Genomic DNA, 20,001 nt, shown 5'->3' on the forward strand with positions numbered 1-20,001 from the left:
TTTTCTCCAAATAATTTGGAAAATTAAAAAAGTATTCACAATATTTGCATTCGAAAAAGTAATAACCCTTTAATAACGAAGAAAAATGTTTGTATTTACATCATCATCTCAAAGCTTCACATCAAACGAATTTGGTGCAGCACTTCTTCGTGGCTTATTTCAATCTTAGAAATTCATTTTTAGATATATAAAAAAGCCCGAAGACATTTAGTTTCGGGCTTTTTTTATTCTAGACACTTCAATTTTCCCGAATAATCGATTTTATTATTTATCCTCACGGATAAAATGTTATAGCCAGTTTTGGTCATTAATTTAATGCACTATAATTTTTTATGGAAAATTATACAGCAGATGAGTATGCTTTGTGCTCTCGCTTTAAAAACAAACGAACAAAGAAAAGATTAGTAAAAGAAGATTTTGAAAAACATTTAATTCAGTTAAGAAAAATTGAAATTGAACTCTGGAAAAAACGCCAAAATTTGCCATTGATTTCTTTAGCAACACCTTATCAAAAAGGTTGGGAACGCAGTTTTGTGCTAAGAGAAGATATAGTAAGATCAAATGACGCTTCATTTTACAGAACCTTGCTGGAAAAGATAAATACGTGGCATTATTCTTCTGAAAAATCTTTTAAGAAAAAGAAAAAAAGGAAAAGGAAACATGTATATGTCGAAAAGCTTCAAGCAGTAAAAGAGTTTTCTGAATCAGAATGGAGAAGTTCAAAATTAACATTGACTGAAAAAGAGAAATCGCATTTTTACAAAAGGGAACGATGGTGTCCTAATTGTAAACGCTATAAAATTCATTACGTATTTAATGAACCATGGCGTTATGTATTTCGCGTTAAACCGTACATGATAACGCATACTAAAATGGTTGATGCAGTTTTGGAAAGTGAAATTCAGGTTCTGGACAATTACATTACTAATCTTAATTTGAGATATAAAATAAATAAATTAGTAGATGGCTTTTCTCGTCGTTGGAGTTATTATCAAAATGAAAATCCAAGGGAGATAAGCCCAATTAAAAATAAAAGTCTGCATGTATTGTATCAGCAATATAGAGACGAAATGATATAAATCATGGGAAATAAATTATCCGGAAAAGACCTGATTAAGTTAGGGTTTCCAAAAAATAATTCAATAAATATCGCTTTAGGGCAAATAAACAGATATAGAAAAAGAGAAAAAAAGGAGTCTATTCTAACAGAAGCTAAAGACGTTTTGCTCCATCCTGAAAAGTTTGAAGGACACGGAACCTGGGGAAAAGTTGCTGAAGGTTTAATAAAACCGGTTCAGGTGAGAATGCATCAGTTGAAAACAACCCGAGTTCCTTTCACCATTTTTGGAGAAAATGAAATCGATGAGCAAGCAAAATTTCAGTTGTATGATTCTTTAAAATTACCAATTTCGGTTGCTGGAGCTTTAATGCCAGACGCACATTCAGGTTACGGATTGCCAATTGGTGGTGTTTTAGCAACAGATAATGCTGTTATTCCGTATGGAGTTGGTGTCGATATTGGCTGTCGAATGAGCTTATCGATTTTTGATTTACCGGCTTCCTTTTTCAAAGGAAAGGAACATCAGTTACAGGCAATTTTAAAAGACAATACAAAATTCGGAATGAATGAAACACATGCAACAAAAGCAGATAACGAAGTTTTTTACAAAAGCGAATTTCAGGATATTCCGTTATTAAAAAATCTTTTGCCTAAAGCTTATAAACAGCTGGGAAGTTCTGGAGGAGGAAATCATTTTGTAGAATTTGGTATCGCAAAAATTGACAATCCGGAAAACGAATGGAAGTTAGGCGTTGGCGAATATTTTGCAGTTTTGTCACACAGTGGTTCACGTGGTTTAGGTGCTAATATTGCAAAGCATTATACTTATTTAGCAACAAAACAATGTCCGCTACCAAAGAATGTTCAGCATTTAGCGTGGTTAGATTTGAACACACATGACGGACAGGAATATTGGTTAGCAATGAATTTGGCAGGAGAATATGCAAAAGCCTGTCACGATGATATTCATAGAAGAATTGCCAAAGCAATAGGGAAAAGAGTAGTAGTTACGATTGAAAATCACCACAACTTTGCCTGGAAAGAAATAGTAAACGGGCAAGAATGCATTGTACATAGAAAAGGTGCGACTCCCGCTGCTGAAGGTCAATTAGGAATTATTCCGGGATCTATGACAGCTCCGGGATATATTGTAAAAGGTAAAGGAAACGCTGAAAGTTTAAATTCGGCTTCACATGGAGCGGGGCGTTTATTTTCAAGAGCAAAATGTAAAGCTACTTTTACTCAAAGTGAAATCAAAAAAGTATTGAAAGCCAATGATGTAACATTAATTGGCGGCAATATTGACGAGGCACCAATGGCGTACAAAGACATTACAAAAGTAATGGGAAATCAAATAGATTTGGTTGAAGTTCTGGGAACTTTCACTCCAAAAATTGTTAGAATGGACCGATAAAAGAAATTAAAAGTGGAAAAAATAATTCAGATAACAGCAGGTCGCGGACCTGCAGAATGCACTTGGGTTGTCGCCCAAGTGCTTAAAAAAGTTTTGGACGAAGCACAGGATCAAGGTTTAGAAACTGTTTTGCTTCAAAGAGAAGTTGGTCAGGAAAACGGAACGATTGAAACAGCAACTATTTCTGTAAAAGGAAAGAATGCCGAAATGTTTGCTAATTCCTGGATAGGAACAATTCAATGGATTGGTCAAAGTCAGTTTAGGAAAATGCACAAGCGTAAAAATTGGTTTATTGGTATTTTTGAAGTTGAACCGCAAAAGAATGCATTAATTTCAGAAAATGATATTCAATATCAGGCAATGCGAAGTTCAGGAGCTGGCGGACAACACGTCAATAAAGTAAGTTCAGCTATTAGGGCAACACATATTCCAACAGGAATTGCAGTTGTATCTATGGATAGCCGGTCACAACACCAAAATAAAAAACTGGCAACAGAAAGATTATTAAAAAAATTAGAAGACGAAACTTTGCAGCAGCTTAAAAATCATGTTGGAAAACAATGGGAAAATCAACTGAATATTGAGAGAGGAAATCCTGTTAGAGTTTTTAGCGGTTCTGACTTTAAAAAGAATAAAGTGGAGAAAAGCTACAAAGGAGCCCGTCAGAAATTAAAAACAGAGTTACGAAATGAAAACAATTGATAAATACCTTTTTCAGGCTCTGGATAATTATCCGTATTGGCTTGAAGGAACTATCGAATCTTTAGATTATGCATCTTCTTATAATGATAAAAACACAATGGTTTTATGTCTTTATGGAAGAATTCAGGCAGAGCAATTATGGAATTATGAGGAAGCTAAATCTTATTTTCAGGAAGCTTTGGCTATTAATATTCATGCGCTTGAAGTATATCCGCATTATTTACAGACTTTAATTTTGAATGAAGATTATGATGAAGCTCAAAAACTAATTGATTTTGCTTTGACCATAAAAGGAATTAATAAATCTGAAATTTATGTAAAGAAAGCGATTCTTTTTGAAGCGAAGCAAGAGTTTAGAGATGCATTGGCAGCAATTAAAAATGCTAAACTTTGCACTTTACAGTTTGCTTTTGATTCGGATATTGCGGAAGTAGAGAAAAGAATTAAAGGAAAGATTGATTTGATTGAAAAGAAAAAGAAGTCTAAAAAATCAAAAAAAGATTTAAAAAATAAATCAAAATAAATTTGATGTGAAACAAAAACGATGCAAAATTGCATCGTTTTTTGTTTTTTTTTCGCCACGAATTGCACGAATTAGCACAAATAAAATATAAAAATCTGTGTTAATCTGTTTAATCCGTTAAATCTGTGGGCAATAATTATTTCCAATGTAATTCTAATGCAAAGCACGTTTTCTCGCCTTTTGTAATACTAAATGTCGCTGTAGTATGGTTATCATCTTCGCTTTCGTGAATAACAACCTGATCTTTTAGTGAAAGTTCTTTCATGAAATTCATTTCAAAACTTTTTACTTCTTGTTTTAGAATTCGTTTTTCGTCTACATGATCCAGGCACCATTCTAAATATTTGACATTGTTGACATGATTTACAATGTCTAAATCTGATAAATAAACCGTTTTTTCAAAAACAGCTTCTTTATCATGATTGATGTTAATTTTTGAAAAACCTTCGGTTGTGGCTCTGTTTTCAGGGAACAATTCAAAATGTTCGTAAGGTAAAGCCAAAGGTTCCGGACGACGCGCTTGTGTATTAAAAACAGCCCAATAAGTTTCACAACCTACTATTTTTTTTCCATTTACATACATTTCGAGCGCACGCACTGAACGAGAATTTTCTAAGCTGTTAATCCATGTTTTTACTGTTACAACATCCTGCCATTTTGGTAAAGCAGTGATTTCAACTCGCATTCGGCTTAAAACCCAGGCTTGGTGAAATTCCTGCATGTCAAAAAAGCTGATTCCTCCAACTTCAGAATGTGCTGCAGCGGTTAGTTGTAATATATTACATAAATCTGTATATTTTAAAAAGCCATTTGGCGTGCATTGTGTAAAATTTATTTCCCAGTCTTTGCTTAAAACCGATGTGAAATTTGGTGATATAGGCATTTTTTAATTTTTGATTGTAAATTTTAGATTTTAGATTGGATATATGAGATGATTTCGCTTTTTGGTGTGGCATAATCAAACCATTTTGTGTTTTCGTTTCTCTTGAACCATGTAAGTTGTCTTTTAGAAAAACGTCTGGTATTTTTTTTGATTTCTTCGATGGCAAATGGCAATGAGAAATCTTCATCAAAATAACTAAATAATTCTCTATATCCCACAGTTTGAAGCGCATTTAACGCTTTGTTTGGATACAAAGTTTTAGCTTCTTCTAATAATCCTTCGTTCATCATGATATCAACACGCTGATTGATACGATCATAAATAATTTGTCTTTCGGCTTCTAGACCAATTAAAATAGGAGTGAAGTTCCTATTGTTTTTCTTTTGATTTAAAAAAGAGGAATATGGTTTTTGAGTTCCGATGCAAACTTCTACAAAACGCATCATTCGTTGTGGGTTTTGAAGTGTTTGTGGATTTTCTAATGTTATTTTTTGGTAATAATCAGGATCTAAATTTCGCAATTGCTGTTGCAGGTATTCAATTCCGAGTTTTTCGTAATTAGAATTTACTTGAGAACGTATTTCAGGATTGATTTCAGGAAACTCATCGAAACCCTTTAAAATGGCATCTACATACAATCCTGAACCGCCAATAAGGATCGCAAAATCATTGTTTTGAAATAATTCTTCTAATTTTTCAAGTGCTTCTTTTTCGTAATCGCCAACGGTGTAATTTTCAAAAATAGATTTATTTTGAATGAAATGATGTGTTGCAGATTCTAATTCTTGCTGATTTGGAACTGCGGTGCCAATAGTCATTTCTTTAAAAAACTGACGACTGTCACAAGATATTATTTCGCATTTAAAATGTTGGGCCAAAGCAATGCTTAAGGCTGTTTTTCCTATAGCTGTTGGTCCGACGATGGTAATTAAGTGTTTCATATTTTTTAGCCCAGATGGGAGTGAAAACCCCGGACTTATATTTGTTAGTTTTTTTTGGGATAAAAGAGCGACTTTAGAAGCTCCTTTTATGCCTTAAAAAAACAACAAAGATAAGGAGGAGTTGTAATGTACAGCTGGAATAGCTCCTCATATTATTAATTATTTGGTAATTCGGTTCCGCATTCATAACAATATTTTGCGCTGTCAAAATGTACTTGAGAGTTGCAATTTTTGCATGTTTTCTTAGTACTAACGGCATTATTTCTAAGGCTGCTTTTTGCAAATTCTGCTGTTACAATTCCTGTGGGCACGGCTATAATCCCGTAACCTAAAATCATTACTAAAGCGGCAATAAATTGTCCTAAAGGAGTTTGTGGAGAAATATCTCCATATCCAACGGTAGTTAAGGTTACAATTGTCCAATAAATACTCATTGGGATACTTGTAAAACCAGAACTTCGGCCTTCGACTAAATACATTATTGAGCCAATAATTATTGTACTAATAAGGACAAAGTAAATAAATACAAGAATCTTTTCTTTACTTGCTTCAATTGCTTCCCGAAGTTGTACAGATTGATGTGATATTTGCGGAATATGTAAAATTTTGAATAATCGAAAGAAACGTAGCGCTCTTATGATAGACAAAATGCTTGCGCCAGGGAAAAAGATGGACAAATACATGGGTAAAACTGCTAATAAATCAATGATTCCGTAGAAACTAAAAACATATTTAACCGGTTTTTGAATCGAAATTATCCTTAAAATGTATTCGATAGTAAAAAATATAGTGATAACCCATTCGCAAATAAAAAGTTGATAGTGATACTTTTGATTGATTCCCTGAACGGTCTCCATCATGATTAATATCACACTCAACAGGATTAATCCCAGCAAAACTAAATCGAACATTCGTCCTAAAATGGTATTGGTACCATATAGAATGATTTTGATCTGTTCTCTAAAGACTTCGTATTTTGATTTTGTTTTTTTCATATCCACGAAGATAATGAAAGTTTTGTTGTGTTAAAAATGTAGAATTTTAAGCGATTTGCTTTTTCGAATATGATTTTGAATAATATTCTTGACATCGCGATTGTGCTCCATCGGGATTAGGATATTTTTTAAGATTTCGATGTTTGTAATCTGATAATTTAAATCGTAAAAGGCATATCCCTGATAAATTCCGTTTTCTATTAATATAGCACTTCTTTCATTTACATTTCGTCCTCTGTCAATGATAATCATACTTTTATTATCGAAACTGTTTTCGGATATAAATTGCTGTACTCTGGCGTTGTAGACTTCGGGAGGGATTTCTCCGATACAAGCGCCATCACATTCTTTTATTTTATATTGAAAACATTCTTTTTTGCTTTGGAACAATCCTGTTAGTTTTTGGCACAAAAGATATTTTGAGGTGAATTTAAAAAGTGCATTTTTACCTTCTTGTAAAGTTGCAAATGATGTAATTTCTTTTTTACGACCGTCGGCTTTTTCAAGTTTTAAGTTAATATACCCATTTGCATCTTTTTCGGGATATAAGGCATATTGAAAAATTGTTTTTCGTTGTGAACGATTATGTCGTGGACGATTTATTTTTATTTCCTGGCTTTCTTTCAGTAAAGCTATAAGTTCGCTTCCGGTTTCATCATAAGTAATGGTAAAAACTTCGGCTTGAATTTTTTTACTTTTAGTTGTAATTCCGGTAAAATGCTGATTGACTCTCTTTTTTATATTTTGGCTTTTGCCAATGTAAATTAGATTACCACCTTCATTATAAATATAATAAATACCGGTTTTAGTTGGCATTTGAGCTAAAAGATCTAAAAATTTTGGTGCAATTCCTTTTTCTACTTCAAGCTTTATAAAATCCTTTACAATAGTTTTTTCGGTGTCTTTTTCAAGAAGCATTTTAAACAACTTTGTCGTTGCCATTGCGTCACCGCTTGCACGATGTCTGTCTGCCATTGGTATTCCAAGTGCGCGAACTAATTTTCCTAAACTATAAGAGGGTTGTTCTGGAATTAGTTTTTTAGCAAGTTCAACTGTACAAAGTGTTCTGGCTTCAAAATCGTAACCTAAACGTCTGAATTCTGTTCGTAAGATTCTGTAATCAAAAGAAGCATTATGTGCTACGATGATACAATCAGATGTGATTTCGATAATTCGTTTTGCAACTTCAAAAAACTTAGGAGCAGAACGCAACATAGCATTATTGATTCCGGTTAATTTCACCACAAAAGGCTGAATCGGAATTTCAGGATTAACGAGGCTAATGAATTGATCAACTACTTCGTGGCCATCAAATTTATAAATGGCGATTTCAGTAATTCCTTCTTCATTAAACTGGCCTCCAGTAGTTTCTATGTCTAGTATTGCGTACATTTTTAATGTCAATATCAATAACAAAAATCAATTACAATGTCAAAAAACAATATTTTAAAATTGATTTTTGTTATTGATATTGTGATTGTCATTGAAAATTATTTTTTATTTATTATCATTTTTGATGAAATAGCGATAAGTTGTTCTACTTCAATTAAAAGCTTATTTCTTTTATCTTCATCACCTTCTTTAATATAATCTAGAATTTTTAATGAGTTTCTGGATTCTTTTAATTCTTTTACAACTAAGGACACTTTAAATATAAAATCTTTATCAGTAATTGTTCCTTGTGCTTCTCCAAAATTTAAAGATGAGCTTCCCGATGATCTAATTAGTTGATTTTTATAATACTCATTTTCAAATAATCGTTCTAATTTTCGTGTAAAGAAAATACATTCTCCGGCAAAGCGAACCAATCGATCTTCAAAATTGAATATTTTCTCCATTTAAATTATTTGATTTATACTTTTAAAATTTGATATTGATTTTTGCAATTGAAATTGATATTGAAAAATCAACGGCCTCCAAAAATGCTGCTACCAATCCGAATCATTGTGCTTCCGCACTCTATGGCAAGTTGGTAATCGCCGGACATTCCCATTGATATTGTTGAAAAATCATCCATTGTAGAGGCGCACTGCTGTGCGTCTTTACGTTGTTGTATAGAATCAAAAATGGATTTTAAATGTGTAAATTCTTTTTTAATCTGGTTTTGATTTTCTGTGAAAGTTGCCATTCCCATTAAACCTAAGATACGAATGTTTTTCATTTTTTTGAACTCTGATGACAATAATAATTCATCTAATTCATTTTCATCTAAACCAAATTTAGTTTCTTCCTCAGCAATATGTATTTGAAGCAAACAATCGATGATTCTGTTGCTTTTTAAAGCTTGTTTGTTGATTTCCTGTAATAATTTTAAACTGTCAACACCATGAATCAAACTCACAAAAGGCGCCATAAATTTGACTTTGTTCGTCTGTACATGACCAATCATATGCCATTGAATGTCTTTTGGCATTTCTTCGTACTTATCAGCCATTTCCTGGATTTTGTTTTCTCCAAAAATTCGTTGACCGGCTTCATAAGCTTCCATTAAATCCGGAACTGGTTTCGTTTTAGAAACTGCAACTAGAGTTACATGTTCTGGCAGATTTGCTTTAATTGTATTTAAATTCGATACTATTGACATTTCTCTATTTTCTCTTGGATTCTCATTAAATATAACTTTTCATCAATTATAATTTTTTCTCCTTTGTACTTTTTAAATTCATTAAATATTTCGAGTATTTGTTTATCTGAAAATGTTTGAAATGAATTTATAATATAACTATTATCTTTTGATTTTAACTTTATGTAAAAAGTTACACCGCACAAACCTGATCGAGACGGATTACCCTTAGCTTCAATTTTAATCTCTTTTAAAGGAATTACTTTTTCCCATTCTTTATTAAAAATTTCTCCTTCTAATTTAATATTACTTTCATTAAAAGTTACTTTATTAATAATACTTTTGAATGTATTTATGGTTAGTATAACGAATAATATTATAAGAGCTAATTCGAGAAAATATGCGTAATATTTCAAGTTTTCGTCTTTAAAAAAATAAGAAAGTATAAATGAATAAAATATGCTTACAAATAAAAAAGCAAAAGGTTCTTCGCTAAAAATTCGAGCTTTTAAATTTTTATATTTTCCTTCAAATGTAATCATATCTTAGACGAAAAGTAATCTGGCTTTATAAATGAAAATACTAAATAAATTGCTTAGAGATTTTCTCTGCTTTTTTACTTTCACTATAATCATAGAATCCTTCACCAGATTTTACTCCTAATTTTCCGGCTCTAACCATATTTACTAATAATGGGCAAGGAGCATATTTTGGGTTTTTGAAACCTTCGTACATTACATTTAAAATGGCAAGGCAAACATCAAGGCCTATAAAATCAGCTAATTGAAGAGGTCCCATTGGATGCCCCATTCCTAATTTCATAACGGTATCAATTTCGTAAACACCGGCTACTTTATTGTATAACGTTTCTATTGCTTCATTTAGCATAGGCATCAAGATTCTGTTTGCAACAAAACCCGGATAATCGTTTACTTCAACAGGAGTTTTACCTAATTTTTCAGATAAATCCATGATTATTTTGGTCACTTCATCGCTGGTATTGTAACCGCGAATGATTTCGACCAATTTCATGATTGGTACCGGATTCATAAAATGCATTCCTATAACACGTTCAGGATGCGATACAACTGCTCCAATTTGTGTAATTGAGATGGATGAAGTGTTTGTTGCTAAAATTGTATTATGAGAACAAGCTTCATTTAATTGTTTAAAGATATTTAGTTTTAACTCTACATTTTCTGTAGCAGCTTCAACAACTAAATCAACACCAACAACACCATCTTTAATATCAGTATACGTAATAATATTAGTAATAGTTTTTGCAACGTCTTCTTGAGTAATTGTTCCTTTAGACAACATTCGATCTAAGTTTGCGGCAATAGTTGCCATTCCTTTGTCTAATGATTTCTCAGAAACATCAATCAGTTTTACAGTAAAACCACTTTGTGCAAATGTATGGGCAATACCGTTACCCATTGTTCCTGCACCAATTACAGCCATAGTTTTCATTTTATCTTAGATATTATATTTATGATTTAGCCACGAATTCACCATTTTTCGTGAATTCGTGGCTAACTTTATTTTTTAAATTTTCAATTATTTATCGAAACAGTCAATGATTTGATAGGCTACTCGCAAAGCATCTGTAGCTTGTTCTAGGGTTACAACAGGAGTTGTATCTGTTTTGATTGCATTTGCAAACGATTCTAATTCATCCAGAATTGCATTATTTTGCTCAACATCAGGATTCGTAAAGTAGATTTGTTTTTTTACACCTTCGGCATTTTGCAGGATCATATCAAAATCTCCAGGAATTTCAGGAGCATCTTTCATACGGACTACTTCGCATTTTTTCTCTAGAAAGTCAACTGAAATGTAGGCATCTTTTTGAAAAAAACGTGTTTTACGCATGTTTTTCATCGAAATTCTACTGGCAGTTAAGTTCGCCACACATCCATTTTCAAATTCAATTCTGGCATTTGCAATATCCGGAGTATCACTGATTACAGAAACGCCACTTGCATGGATATCTTTTACTTTTGAATGTACAACACTTAAAATAGCATCAATATCGTGAATCATTAAATCCAAAACTACGGGAACATCTGTACCACGCGGATTAAACTCTGCCAAACGATGCGTTTCTATAAACATTGGATTTTCAATCATGTTCTTTGTTGCAATAAACGCAGGATTAAAACGCTCAACATGACCAACCTGACCTTTTACGTTGTATTCTTTGGCTAAAGCAATAATTTCTTCAGCTTCGTCAACAGTATTTGCAATTGGTTTTTCTATAAAGATATGTTTACCTGATTTTATAGCTACCTTAGCACATTTATAGTGAGAAAGTGTTGGAGTTACAATATCAATGACATCCACAGCGTGGATTAATTTTGCGATAGTACTGAAGTTTTTATAGCCAAATTCTTTTGAAATTCTTTCGGCATTTTCTTGATTTTCGTCGTAAAATCCAACTAATTCGTATTGGTCAGATTGTTGTAATAAGCGTAAATGTATTTTACCAAGATGACCTGCACCTAAAACTCCTACTTTTAACATGAGAATGTATTTTAAACAAAAATATAATTTATTTGTTGAAAGTAAAAGTGATTGCAGTAAAGATTTAGCGATTTAATAATTAAAAATCAATATTTGATTTCCTGTTTTGTTTCTTATTTTTGCAAAAATTAAACCTACCTATTTTGAAAGACACTGCCAAACATCAAGGACTTCGTAATCAATTAGTAAATACTTTAGAACAAAAAGGAATTACTGACAGAGCGGTTTTGGATGCGATAAAAAAAATCCCAAGACACCTTTTTTTAAATTCTAGTTTTGAAGATTATGCTTATCAGGATAAGGCATTTCCTATAGGAGCGGGGCAAACTATATCTCAGCCTTACACTGTTGCTTTTCAATCCCAATTATTAGAAGTTAAGAAAGAACATAAAATTTTAGAGATTGGTACCGGTTCAGGGTATCAAACTGCCGTTTTATGCATGTTAGGCGCTAAAGTTTTTAGTATTGAAAGACAAAATGAATTGTTTAAAACAACTTCAAATTTATTTCCAAAATTAAATATTCGTCCTAAACATTTATCTTTTGGAGATGGCTATAAAGGGTTACCAAGTTACGCACCCTTTGATAGTATTATTGTTACTGCCGGAGCTCCGTTTATTCCTCAGCCTTTAATGGCACAGCTTAAAATAGGAGGAAGGCTTGTTATCCCTTTAGGAGAAGATGTTCAGATTATGACATTATTGATTCGTAAAAACGAAACGCAATTTGAAAAACATGAATTTGGAGAATTTCGATTTGTTCCTTTATTAGAAGATAAAAATTAAAAATAACCTTAAATTTTAAACACGAATTTCGCAAATTACGAATTGTCTTTGAAACTAATTTCACAAACGTAATTAGTAGAGTATTTAATTTGTGCAAATTAGTGAAATTCGTGTTTTGTTTTACTGAGCAATAATACCAATGTATCGCTCTAGATTTTCTTTCTCAATTTTAGCAACAAAAAGCAAAAAGTCTTCCTTATTGTTTTTTGTCTGAGCAGTTTCTAAAGTTTGATAATATTGCATTTTCGTATCATTATCTCCTTTGATATTAGCAATTATATATCCTTTTTGCAATAAAATTAGGTTCATTACAAGACGCGAAGCTCTTCCGTTACCATCAATAAAAGGATGAATTGTGACTAATTTTTCATGCATTTCAGCAGCAAGAATAATGGGATGTAACTTGTTTTTATTAATTTCATACCAAATAAAATAATCCTCCATTTGTTTAGCAACTAAAAAAGGCTGTGGTGGCATATGTGTGCTGCCTTTTATCATAACCTGTACTTTTCTATAACGACCGGCATCTTCAGGAATTATCCCACGAAGAATTAGATTGTGAATTGATAAAAGATCACGTTCGTTTAACGAAACGTTTCTCTGCATCAGGTCTTTAATATAACCAATAGCTTCATGATGATTAATCGCTTCTAAATGTTCGCGCATACTTTTACCTGAAATCGTCAAACCTTCGTTAATAACCATATCGGTTTCCCGAAGTGTCATTGTATTTCCTTCAATTCGATTACTTTCAAAAGTATATTCTAATTCTAATGCCTGAGTAATTCTATAGCTGTCATATTGACGATAACTGTCTAATTTCGATTTTAAAACATCAATTTCTTTTAAAAGATTTTCTAGAGTGCTTGAGATCTTTAATTTTGAAACAGTTTTATTGTATTTAATTTCTTGTTCAGCTACTAATAAAGCTTTTAAGGCAAATTCATCATCGCCAATTTCATAAAGAATTTTTTCCTTTAACCATGCAATCATCAAAGTTTCAAAATCAATCTCTAATAGTTGAGAAAATTTTGTAATTTGTTCTCTTGTAGGTTTTCTTGCTCCTGATTCAAATTTACTGATTAGTGCCTGATCGATACCAAGAATTTGTGCCACTTCACGAGTTTTTAAACCTTTCTGCTCTCTCGCGTTTTTAAGAAGTGTTTTCATTTTTTTAAATTATGATTTAAATTGTCTTGACAGGTTTAGTCATTTTTTTTTAGATAAAAAAAAGCAATAAACTAAAATTGCTTTTAAATATCTTATTTTTTTGGAAGCGAACCGTCTTTTCTCATTTCGCCAACTACAGTTTGCATGATTGCATCTACGGTTGAACCTAAATCAGTAACGTAATCTGATTTTGTTGTTCCTGTCCAGATTAATTTATTTTCTTTTAATGAAAAAACATTCGTTTCTACCATGTATGATGTAGTTTCCTGATAATATCCAGGGTCATAAAAGTTGGGAGAATACATTCCGTACCAATTCCCAAAGCCATAACCATACATACCGGTGTATAAACCATCAAATCCGCCGTAATACATACCGGTGTAAGTTCCTGGAACATATTCAGTTTCTTTTTCGGTACTTACTAAGCGTAATGTGATAACTCCGTCAAAATTCTCATCCTGCAAAATTTTTAATTTTTGCTCCTGAGTTAAGCTTTTTGTTGTTTCGTTTAAATACTGGTATGAAGTTTTGAAAATTTCATTACTTGCGGCAATTCTATTTTCAGTTATTCTTCGTGAAGCTTCATCTTTTACCAATGCAACTACTAAAACTTTTTTGAAATTTTCCTGAGCAACGGTTATTTTTGGATCTCTCCAACTATTAACAATAGAGGTATTAGTACCGCAGCTAAAAATTGCAAAAGCAATCATTAATAAAATTAAGTATTTTTTCATATTATAATTTTTATAATTATTGTAGTAAAAATACGTATAAAAATGTAAGAAAAATGCCTTTGATACTAAAATATATTAGTTATGAGCTTTTTTTATTCGGTCTAAATCGCGTTTTGTATCTTGTTCTTTTAGAGATTCACGTTTGTCGTAAGTTTTCTTTCCTTTACAAAGACCTATTTGTAATTTTGCAAGTCCTTTCTCGTTGGTAAACAATTTCAGCGGAACTATTGTAAGACCTTTTGCCTGAACACTTTTATGAAGGCTTTTTAATTCTTTCTTATTTAAAAGTAATTTTCTTTCGCTTCTTGATTTGTGATTGAACTGATTTCCAAATGAATACTCTTCTATATAAGTATTTATAGCGAATAATTCCAGATTGCTAAACTCACAAAAACTTTCTGTGATATTTGCTTTCCCTAATCGTATAGATTTAATTTCAGTTCCGGATAAAACAATTCCAGCAGTATAAGTATCGATTATCTCATAATCAAATCGAGCTCTTTTATTAAGTATATTGACTGTTTTTAACATAAGTGCAAATGTAAGTAAAATAAAAACTTTGGCGCAATCAAAGATAATTAAACATTCTTTTCAATTCATGATTTTAATCAATTTTGAAGAGCAAGCATCAGGTAAATTTGTAAAATAATGATTATTTACATTTCAATTTAGTAGTTTTGTAAAAAGACAAAGACCGTACTTTTTTTGTACGGTCTTTTTAATATTATGAAAGAAATATAAAAATGCAAAATCTATCAAAAGGTCCTTTACACGGAATTACACTTCAAAAAATTGTAGAAATATTAGTAGATCATTACGGCTTTGATACTTTAGCAGAATTAATCCCGATAAAATGTTTTACTTCAAATCCTAGTGTGAAATCAAGCTTGACTTTTTTAAGAAAAACCGATTGGGCTCGAAAAAAAGTAGAAGATTTATACGTTAATTCACTACCTAAATTTAGTAACGAATTATAATTTATAAGAAAGCATAACCCCACCACGGTAAGGAAGCCATTCGCCACTTTTATTCCAGTTTGGTGCTTTTTCATATCTCCCAGGAGTTCCGTCGTTGTAATATCCTTTGTAAAAACCCTGGTGCCAACCTGCGCCTGCAAAAACATCAAGTAAAAATTTTTCACTTATTTTAATGTTGTATCCCACAGTTACACCTAAACGGTAACCAAATCCGTGCTCATATTTATTGCTATCCCAGTAATTCCATTTTTGCAATTCGTAGATATCCGGACCTGCGTGACCACCTACATAAAATCCATCGTATTTTTCTTTAAAATGGTAACGTACTTCAGGAGTTAAAGTATAAAATTTCATTGGATTATGACCGTTGAAAGATTCCCAGAACGAAGCCATTACATCAACACTAAAAGTCATTTTTTTTCCAATGCTTGTCTCAATCCCAACATTAGGTATTGCAAGTAAAGCTGTTGCAGCATTAAATTTAATAAAAGTTTGACTTTGAGATTGAATCGAAAAGAAAAGAACGATTACAATTAGGATTTTTTTCATAAAATAGTTTTTGGTGGTATTACAAATAAGTATTATCGCTTATTTCGCGTGCAAATATAACGTAAACCATTAGTTACTATTATCAAAATTTACTAAATTAATGGGAATTTTTTTTTGTGACAGATGATAATGTTACTTAGGCTCTAATAATGAATAGATTACCTTATCGAGAAAGCGTCCTTCATAAAATTCAGATTCCTTGAAATGCGCTTCTTTAACAAAACCGCATTTTTGCAACACTTTTTCAGAAGCAAAATTTTCAGGATCTATTACAGCTTCAATTGAATGTAATTTTAGATCCCCAAATCCATATTTAATTAATCGGTTTACGGCTTCAGGAATTACACCTTTGCCATGAAATTCAGGCAATAACATATATCCTATTTCAGCACGATAATTTTCAGGCTGCATTCTGTAATACCCAATTATTCCAAGTAATTTAGGTTTCCCTTTTAAAGTGATTCCCCAATTGATTCCCACATTTGTTACAATTTTGTCATCAATCATGGCAATATGTGCTAAAGCATCTTCAGCATTTTTAACCAATGGTCTTGGAATGTATTTCATCGTTTCCGGATTCGAACGCAATTCAAAAACTTCATTTACATCATCGTTTGTGATTCGTCTTAAAAGCAAACGTTCAGTTTCTATTACAGGAAATGGAGTAAAGTTAAATTCTAACATTTTGTCTGAAATTATAATATTGTGATAGTGAATTTTGAATCGAAAGTTTGATTTTCATCCAAAACCAAAATTCCTTCTTTTTCGAATAAATCTCCTGAATTTTCATCAGTATCAGAGTAACCCAGCCACGGTTCAATACAAATAAAAGGAGCTTGTTCCTTCGTCCAAAGTCCTAAACTAGGAAAGTCTTCAAAATCAACCTTAATATAAGGTTTTGAATTTTCAAGAATAGTCAATGATTTCGATTTTAAAGTTTTAAAAATCAAAGCATCATTTTCGAATAATTTATAAGTTAAAGGCATCAGATTATCATTTGTTTCTAACACTTTAGTTTTGTTAGAAATCAAATCATTCTCTAAAAGATAATATTTTAGAGTTTCCTCTTTTTCGAATTCAAACGCATAATCTTCAAAAATTTCAGGCAAAGCAATTGCGGGATGAGCTCCAATTGAAAACGGCATTTTACCGTCAGCTTTGTTGATTACCTTATATTCAATATTTAAAGATGATTCTTCAAGAGTATAAATTAATTGTAGTTCAAATTCAAAAGGATATTTTTTCAGCGTTTCCAAATCTGATTTTAATGAAAAAACAGCGCTATTATCCGTTTTGTTAATCAGCTCAAATTCCATATCACGGGCAAAACCATGTCTTGGTAATTCATATTCTGTTCCGCTGATTGTGTATTTGTTATTTTTTAAAGTGCCAACAATCGGAAAAAGAATAGGAGAATGTTTTCCCCAGAAATCAGGATTCCCTTCCCAGATATATTCTTTATTTTGATTGTCTTTCAACGAAAACAATTCGGCTCCGGAATGTTTAATAGAAGCACTTAGTGTTGAATTTGAAATAGTTGTGTTCAAAGTATGTTTGATTGAAAATGAATTAATTTTTATATTGATGTAAATATATTTTATAAATTTTAGTTTTTTAAGAAAATGCTTCAAATTATTTTTCTGATAAATTTTTGCTAAAATTAAATTTATGATTCTTGTTTTCTCTGTAAATAGCTTTTTTTTTCATTAATTTGCTACATAAACAGCTAAAAAATATGAAAATACAATCGTCAAAAGCCTTATTAACGATGGCTTTGTTTGTTGGGATTTCTTCTGTTTGGGCACAACAAACGCCTGCAACAACAGCGGTAAAACCAGTTAATAACTACAACTATCATGATGCGTTTGGACCGCAATTTTATACAAAAAACGGAACGCCTACTCGTTCTGCAAGTGGTCAGCCGGGAGTTGAATACTGGCAAAACAGAGCTGATTATCAGATAACAGCAAAATTAAACGGAACTACAAATGAAATCATTGGTACAGATGAAATCACTTACACCAATAACAGTCCTGATAAAATGTCATTTGTATGGCTGAATCTTGATCAGAATTTATTTAAAGAAGATTCACGAGGAAATTCAGTTGTGCCTTTAACAGGAAGTCGTAACGGAGCTCAGGGTCAGGTTTTTGATGGAGGAAATAAAATAAAATCGGTAAAAGTAATTTCTGTTGGAAAGAAAAAAAACGAAATTGAGGCAAAATATGTAATTACAGATACCAGAATGCAAATATTTCTTCCCGAAGAATTAGCATCAAAAGGAGCAGCTGTTAAAATCAAAATCGAATATTCATTCACCGCTCCTCTTGAAGGATCAGACAGAATGGGAGTTTTAGATACTAAAAATGGTAAAATTTTCACCATTGCACAATGGTATCCGCGTATGTGCGTGTACGATGATGTAAAAGGATGGAATACTGCGCCATATTTAGGAGCTTCGGAATTTTATTTAGAATATGGAGATTTCGACGTAAAACTTACCGTTCCTGCCAATCATTTTGTTGTAGGATCAGGAGAATTATTGAATGGTTCAGAAGTATTGCCTGCAGAAATATTCAAACGCTATAAAGAAGCTTCTGTAAGCGATAAAACCGTTATGATTCGTTCTGCTGACGAAGTTGCTGCAACGGCAAATACAAATGCTGCCGGCGAAAAAACATGGCATTATCAAATAAAAAATGCACGTGATTTTTCATGGGCATCATCTCCTGCTTTTGTTTTAGACGGAGCAAAAATTAATTTGCCAAGTGGTAAAAAATCATTGGCTTTATCTGCTTATCCGGTAGAAAGTGCTGGACAAGACGCTTACGGACGTTCTACTGAATATGTAAAAGCTGCTATAGAAAATTATTCTAAAAGATGGTTTGAATATCCTTATCCGGCAGCGACAAACGTAGCAGGAAATGAAGGCGGAATGGAATATCCCGGAATCGTTTTTTGCGGATGGGAATCTAAAGGAAAAGATTTATGGGGAGTTACAGATCATGAATTTGGACACATTTGGTTTCCAATGATTGTAGGTTCAAATGAAAGATTATTCGGTTGGATGGATGAAGGTTTTAATACTTTTATTAACTCATTAAGTACCGCAGAATTTAATAAAGGAGAATATATTGAAGAACCAACAGATTTTCATAAAGGAGCTGAATCATTTACAAGACCTAATTTAGAAACCGTAATGAGTTCTCCTGATAATATGAAGGAAGCTAATATTGGTATGTTATGTTATTTTAAACCAAGTACAGCCTTAATAATTTTAAGAGAGCAAGTATTAGGAAAAGAGCGTTTTGATATCGCTTTCCGTACTTATATTGAGCGTTGGGCTTACAAACATCCGCAACCTGACGACTTTTTCAGATCAATGGAAAATGTTGCAGGGGAAGATTTAAGTTGGTTCTGGAGAAGCTGGTTCGTAAACAACTGGCGTTTTGACCAGGGAATTAATTCAATAAAATACATCAAAAACGATCCGGCAAAAGGAATTGCAATTACAATTGAAAATTTCGATAAAATGCCAATGCCGGTTATTTTAGATATAAAAACTAAAAGCGGAAAAGTTTCAAGAGTTAATTTGCCGGTAGAAATTTGGCAACGTAATACAGTTTGGACATTTAAACACAATTCTACTGAAGAAATTGAAAGTATAACGCTTGATCCTGAACACCTTTTTCCAGATAATAATGAGGCAAACAATACGTGGACATTGGGAAACGGTAAAATAGAGAAGGATGTTATTTTGGATGGTTATTTAGGAAACTATTCCACTTCAAAAGCGCCTTTGAAAATTGACTTTACAGAAAAAAATGGAACGCTAAATGTCGAAATTACAAACTTTCCTAAGTTTACTGTAACTCCTGTAGAAAACGAAAAGGATACTTTTCAGTCGACTAGTGCAGGTTTGAAATTTAAATTCAATGAAGCAAAAACAGGTTTTGATATGATTATTTTAGGTAACGGACAAGTAATCCCGTTTACTAAAAAGTAAAAGTTTTAATGATGTTATAAAGTTTTTAAAACCCGATAGTAAGTGATAGCTGAACTGCCCCCAAAAAGTTAGACACTATTTGGGGGCATTTTTATGGAAAAAAGAGTAAAATATGATTATGAGTTTAAGCTTGGCTGTATAAATAAAGTTTTAAAAAACAACATTCCAGTTTATTC

General features: G+C 32.1%; 22 protein-coding genes. 7 read left to right on the forward strand and 15 right to left on the reverse strand.

Features of this window, described 5'->3' with window-relative positions:
• Nucleotides 1-332: 332 nt before the first annotated feature.
• The 4 genes from KHA90_RS16955 to KHA90_RS16970 are packed head-to-tail and all read left to right on the forward strand — an operon-like array spanning nt 333 to nt 3,699.
• Nucleotides 333-1,079, forward strand: coding sequence for a hypothetical protein (locus KHA90_RS16955; protein WP_213303249.1), 747 nt, complete (start codon nt 333-335; stop codon nt 1,077-1,079).
• Between the two features lie 3 nt (nt 1,080-1,082).
• On the forward strand, nt 1,083-2,474 hold the full coding sequence (locus KHA90_RS16960; RefSeq protein ID WP_213303263.1) for an RtcB family protein: 1,392 nt from the start codon (nt 1,083-1,085) through the stop codon (nt 2,472-2,474).
• A gap of 12 nt (nt 2,475-2,486) precedes the next feature.
• The gene (gene prfH, locus KHA90_RS16965; RefSeq protein WP_213303266.1) at nt 2,487-3,176 is read left to right on the forward strand and encodes a peptide chain release factor H; all 690 of its coding nucleotides are present in this window, start codon (nt 2,487-2,489) and stop codon (nt 3,174-3,176) included.
• Entirely contained in the window at nt 3,163-3,699 is a 537-nt protein-coding gene (locus tag KHA90_RS16970) for a hypothetical protein (protein WP_213303269.1), read from the forward strand. The genes prfH and KHA90_RS16970 overlap by 14 nt, the downstream gene beginning before the upstream one ends.
• Before the next feature lie 136 nt (nt 3,700-3,835).
• Here the strand turns inward: KHA90_RS16970 and KHA90_RS16975 are convergent, their stop codons facing one another.
• The 9 genes from KHA90_RS16975 to KHA90_RS17015 form a co-directional block, all read right to left on the reverse strand.
• Nucleotides 3,836-4,582, reverse strand: coding sequence for an acyl-[acyl-carrier-protein] thioesterase (locus KHA90_RS16975; protein ID WP_213303272.1), 747 nt, complete (start codon nt 4,580-4,582; stop codon nt 3,836-3,838).
• A 23-nt stretch (nt 4,583-4,605) separates the two neighbouring features.
• Entirely contained in the window at nt 4,606-5,523 is a 918-nt protein-coding gene (miaA, locus tag KHA90_RS16980) for a tRNA (adenosine(37)-N6)-dimethylallyltransferase MiaA (RefSeq protein ID WP_213303275.1), read from the reverse strand.
• Between the two features lie 155 nt (nt 5,524-5,678).
• Nucleotides 5,679-6,518: an ion transporter gene (locus KHA90_RS16985; RefSeq protein WP_213303278.1), complete on the reverse strand. Its 840-nt coding sequence runs from the start codon at nt 6,516-6,518 to the stop codon at nt 5,679-5,681.
• Between the two features lie 30 nt (nt 6,519-6,548).
• On the reverse strand, nt 6,549-7,910 hold the full coding sequence (locus KHA90_RS16990) for an exonuclease domain-containing protein (RefSeq protein ID WP_213303280.1): 1,362 nt from the start codon (nt 7,908-7,910) through the stop codon (nt 6,549-6,551).
• Between the two features lie 98 nt (nt 7,911-8,008).
• The gene (locus tag KHA90_RS16995) at nt 8,009-8,356 is read right to left on the reverse strand and encodes a four helix bundle protein (RefSeq protein ID WP_213303283.1); all 348 of its coding nucleotides are present in this window, start codon (nt 8,354-8,356) and stop codon (nt 8,009-8,011) included.
• Between the two features lie 68 nt (nt 8,357-8,424).
• Nucleotides 8,425-9,102: a YggS family pyridoxal phosphate-dependent enzyme gene (locus KHA90_RS17000; RefSeq protein WP_213303287.1), complete on the reverse strand. Its 678-nt coding sequence runs from the start codon at nt 9,100-9,102 to the stop codon at nt 8,425-8,427.
• Nucleotides 9,093-9,623 carry a hypothetical protein gene (locus KHA90_RS17005; protein WP_213303290.1) on the reverse strand — a complete coding sequence of 177 codons (531 nt, stop codon included), beginning with the start codon at nt 9,621-9,623 and terminating at the stop codon, nt 9,093-9,095. Before KHA90_RS17005 ends, KHA90_RS17000 begins: the two co-directional genes overlap by 10 nt.
• 40 nt (nt 9,624-9,663) lie before the next feature.
• A complete protein-coding gene (locus KHA90_RS17010) occupies nt 9,664-10,551 on the reverse strand; it encodes a 3-hydroxyacyl-CoA dehydrogenase family protein (protein ID WP_213303293.1) in 888 nt (295 codons plus the stop codon).
• Nucleotides 10,552-10,638: 87 nt separating this feature from the next.
• On the reverse strand, nt 10,639-11,604 hold the full coding sequence (locus KHA90_RS17015; RefSeq protein ID WP_213303296.1) for a Gfo/Idh/MocA family protein: 966 nt from the start codon (nt 11,602-11,604) through the stop codon (nt 10,639-10,641).
• A gap of 143 nt (nt 11,605-11,747) precedes the next feature.
• Between KHA90_RS17015 and KHA90_RS17020 the strand changes: the two genes are divergently transcribed.
• A complete protein-coding gene (locus KHA90_RS17020; protein WP_213303299.1) occupies nt 11,748-12,389 on the forward strand; it encodes a protein-L-isoaspartate(D-aspartate) O-methyltransferase in 642 nt (213 codons plus the stop codon).
• A 120-nt stretch (nt 12,390-12,509) separates the two neighbouring features.
• Here the strand turns inward: KHA90_RS17020 and KHA90_RS17025 are convergent, their stop codons facing one another.
• From KHA90_RS17025 to smpB, 3 genes are all read right to left on the reverse strand, one after another.
• Complete coding sequence (locus tag KHA90_RS17025; protein ID WP_213303311.1) at nt 12,510-13,559, reverse strand: Fic family protein; 1,050 nt, start codon at nt 13,557-13,559, stop codon at nt 12,510-12,512.
• Between the two features lie 92 nt (nt 13,560-13,651).
• Nucleotides 13,652-14,293: a hypothetical protein gene (locus tag KHA90_RS17030; RefSeq protein ID WP_213303313.1), complete on the reverse strand. Its 642-nt coding sequence runs from the start codon at nt 14,291-14,293 to the stop codon at nt 13,652-13,654.
• Between the two features lie 75 nt (nt 14,294-14,368).
• Nucleotides 14,369-14,824 carry an SsrA-binding protein SmpB gene (gene smpB, locus KHA90_RS17035; RefSeq protein WP_213303325.1) on the reverse strand — a complete coding sequence of 152 codons (456 nt, stop codon included), beginning with the start codon at nt 14,822-14,824 and terminating at the stop codon, nt 14,369-14,371.
• 212 nt (nt 14,825-15,036) lie between these two features.
• Between smpB and KHA90_RS17040 the strand changes: the two genes are divergently transcribed.
• Nucleotides 15,037-15,270, forward strand: a complete 234-nt coding sequence (locus KHA90_RS17040; protein WP_213303328.1) for a VF530 family protein — start codon at nt 15,037-15,039, stop codon at nt 15,268-15,270.
• On the opposite strand, the gene KHA90_RS17045 is transcribed toward KHA90_RS17040, so the two are convergent.
• The 3 genes from KHA90_RS17045 to KHA90_RS17055 all read right to left on the reverse strand — a co-directional run bounded on the left by KHA90_RS17045 (nt 15,265) and on the right by KHA90_RS17055 (nt 17,366).
• Complete coding sequence (locus KHA90_RS17045) at nt 15,265-15,819, reverse strand: DUF3575 domain-containing protein (protein ID WP_213303331.1); 555 nt, start codon at nt 15,817-15,819, stop codon at nt 15,265-15,267. The two genes, KHA90_RS17040 and KHA90_RS17045, sit on opposite strands and share 6 nt — an antisense overlap.
• 132 nt (nt 15,820-15,951) lie before the next feature.
• On the reverse strand, nt 15,952-16,503 hold the full coding sequence (locus tag KHA90_RS17050) for a GNAT family N-acetyltransferase (RefSeq protein WP_213303334.1): 552 nt from the start codon (nt 16,501-16,503) through the stop codon (nt 15,952-15,954).
• Between the two features lie 11 nt (nt 16,504-16,514).
• Nucleotides 16,515-17,366 (reverse strand): aldose 1-epimerase family protein, encoded by an 852-nt coding sequence (locus KHA90_RS17055; RefSeq protein ID WP_213303337.1) that lies wholly within the window; start codon nt 17,364-17,366, stop codon nt 16,515-16,517.
• A 188-nt stretch (nt 17,367-17,554) separates the two neighbouring features.
• Here KHA90_RS17055 and KHA90_RS17060 point away from each other — a divergent pair, with 188 nt between their 5' ends.
• Nucleotides 17,555-19,825: a M1 family metallopeptidase gene (locus tag KHA90_RS17060; protein ID WP_213303340.1), complete on the forward strand. Its 2,271-nt coding sequence runs from the start codon at nt 17,555-17,557 to the stop codon at nt 19,823-19,825.
• Nucleotides 19,826-20,001: the final 176 nt, after the last annotated feature.

The organism is Flavobacterium psychroterrae (assembly GCF_018380615.1).
GTDB lineage: Bacteria > Bacteroidota > Bacteroidia > Flavobacteriales > Flavobacteriaceae > Flavobacterium > Flavobacterium psychroterrae.

Coding starts and splice junctions, on each gene's coding strand:
- KHA90_RS16955 (WP_213303249.1), top strand. CDS start 333: ATGGAAAATTATACAGCAGATGAGTATGCTTTGTGCTCTCGCTTTAAA.
- KHA90_RS16960 (WP_213303263.1), top strand. CDS start 1,083: ATGGGAAATAAATTATCCGGAAAAGACCTGATTAAGTTAGGGTTTCCA.
- KHA90_RS16970 (WP_213303269.1), top strand. CDS start 3,163: ATGAAAACAATTGATAAATACCTTTTTCAGGCTCTGGATAATTATCCG.
- KHA90_RS16975 (WP_213303272.1), bottom strand. CDS start 4,582: ATGCCTATATCACCAAATTTCACATCGGTTTTAAGCAAAGACTGGGAA.
- miaA (WP_213303275.1), bottom strand. CDS start 5,523: ATGAAACACTTAATTACCATCGTCGGACCAACAGCTATAGGAAAAACA.
- KHA90_RS16985 (WP_213303278.1), bottom strand. CDS start 6,518: ATGAAAAAAACAAAATCAAAATACGAAGTCTTTAGAGAACAGATCAAA.
- KHA90_RS16990 (WP_213303280.1), bottom strand. CDS start 7,910: ATGTACGCAATACTAGACATAGAAACTACTGGAGGCCAGTTTAATGAA.
- KHA90_RS16995 (WP_213303283.1), bottom strand. CDS start 8,356: ATGGAGAAAATATTCAATTTTGAAGATCGATTGGTTCGCTTTGCCGGA.
- KHA90_RS17000 (WP_213303287.1), bottom strand. CDS start 9,102: ATGTCAATAGTATCGAATTTAAATACAATTAAAGCAAATCTGCCAGAA.
- KHA90_RS17005 (WP_213303290.1), bottom strand. CDS start 9,623: ATGATTACATTTGAAGGAAAATATAAAAATTTAAAAGCTCGAATTTTT.
- KHA90_RS17010 (WP_213303293.1), bottom strand. CDS start 10,551: ATGAAAACTATGGCTGTAATTGGTGCAGGAACAATGGGTAACGGTATT.
- KHA90_RS17015 (WP_213303296.1), bottom strand. CDS start 11,604: ATGTTAAAAGTAGGAGTTTTAGGTGCAGGTCATCTTGGTAAAATACAT.
- KHA90_RS17025 (WP_213303311.1), bottom strand. CDS start 13,559: ATGAAAACACTTCTTAAAAACGCGAGAGAGCAGAAAGGTTTAAAAACT.
- KHA90_RS17030 (WP_213303313.1), bottom strand. CDS start 14,293: ATGAAAAAATACTTAATTTTATTAATGATTGCTTTTGCAATTTTTAGC.
- smpB (WP_213303325.1), bottom strand. CDS start 14,824: ATGTTAAAAACAGTCAATATACTTAATAAAAGAGCTCGATTTGATTAT.
- KHA90_RS17040 (WP_213303328.1), top strand. CDS start 15,037: ATGCAAAATCTATCAAAAGGTCCTTTACACGGAATTACACTTCAAAAA.
- KHA90_RS17045 (WP_213303331.1), bottom strand. CDS start 15,819: ATGAAAAAAATCCTAATTGTAATCGTTCTTTTCTTTTCGATTCAATCT.
- KHA90_RS17050 (WP_213303334.1), bottom strand. CDS start 16,503: ATGTTAGAATTTAACTTTACTCCATTTCCTGTAATAGAAACTGAACGT.
- KHA90_RS17060 (WP_213303340.1), top strand. CDS start 17,555: ATGAAAATACAATCGTCAAAAGCCTTATTAACGATGGCTTTGTTTGTT.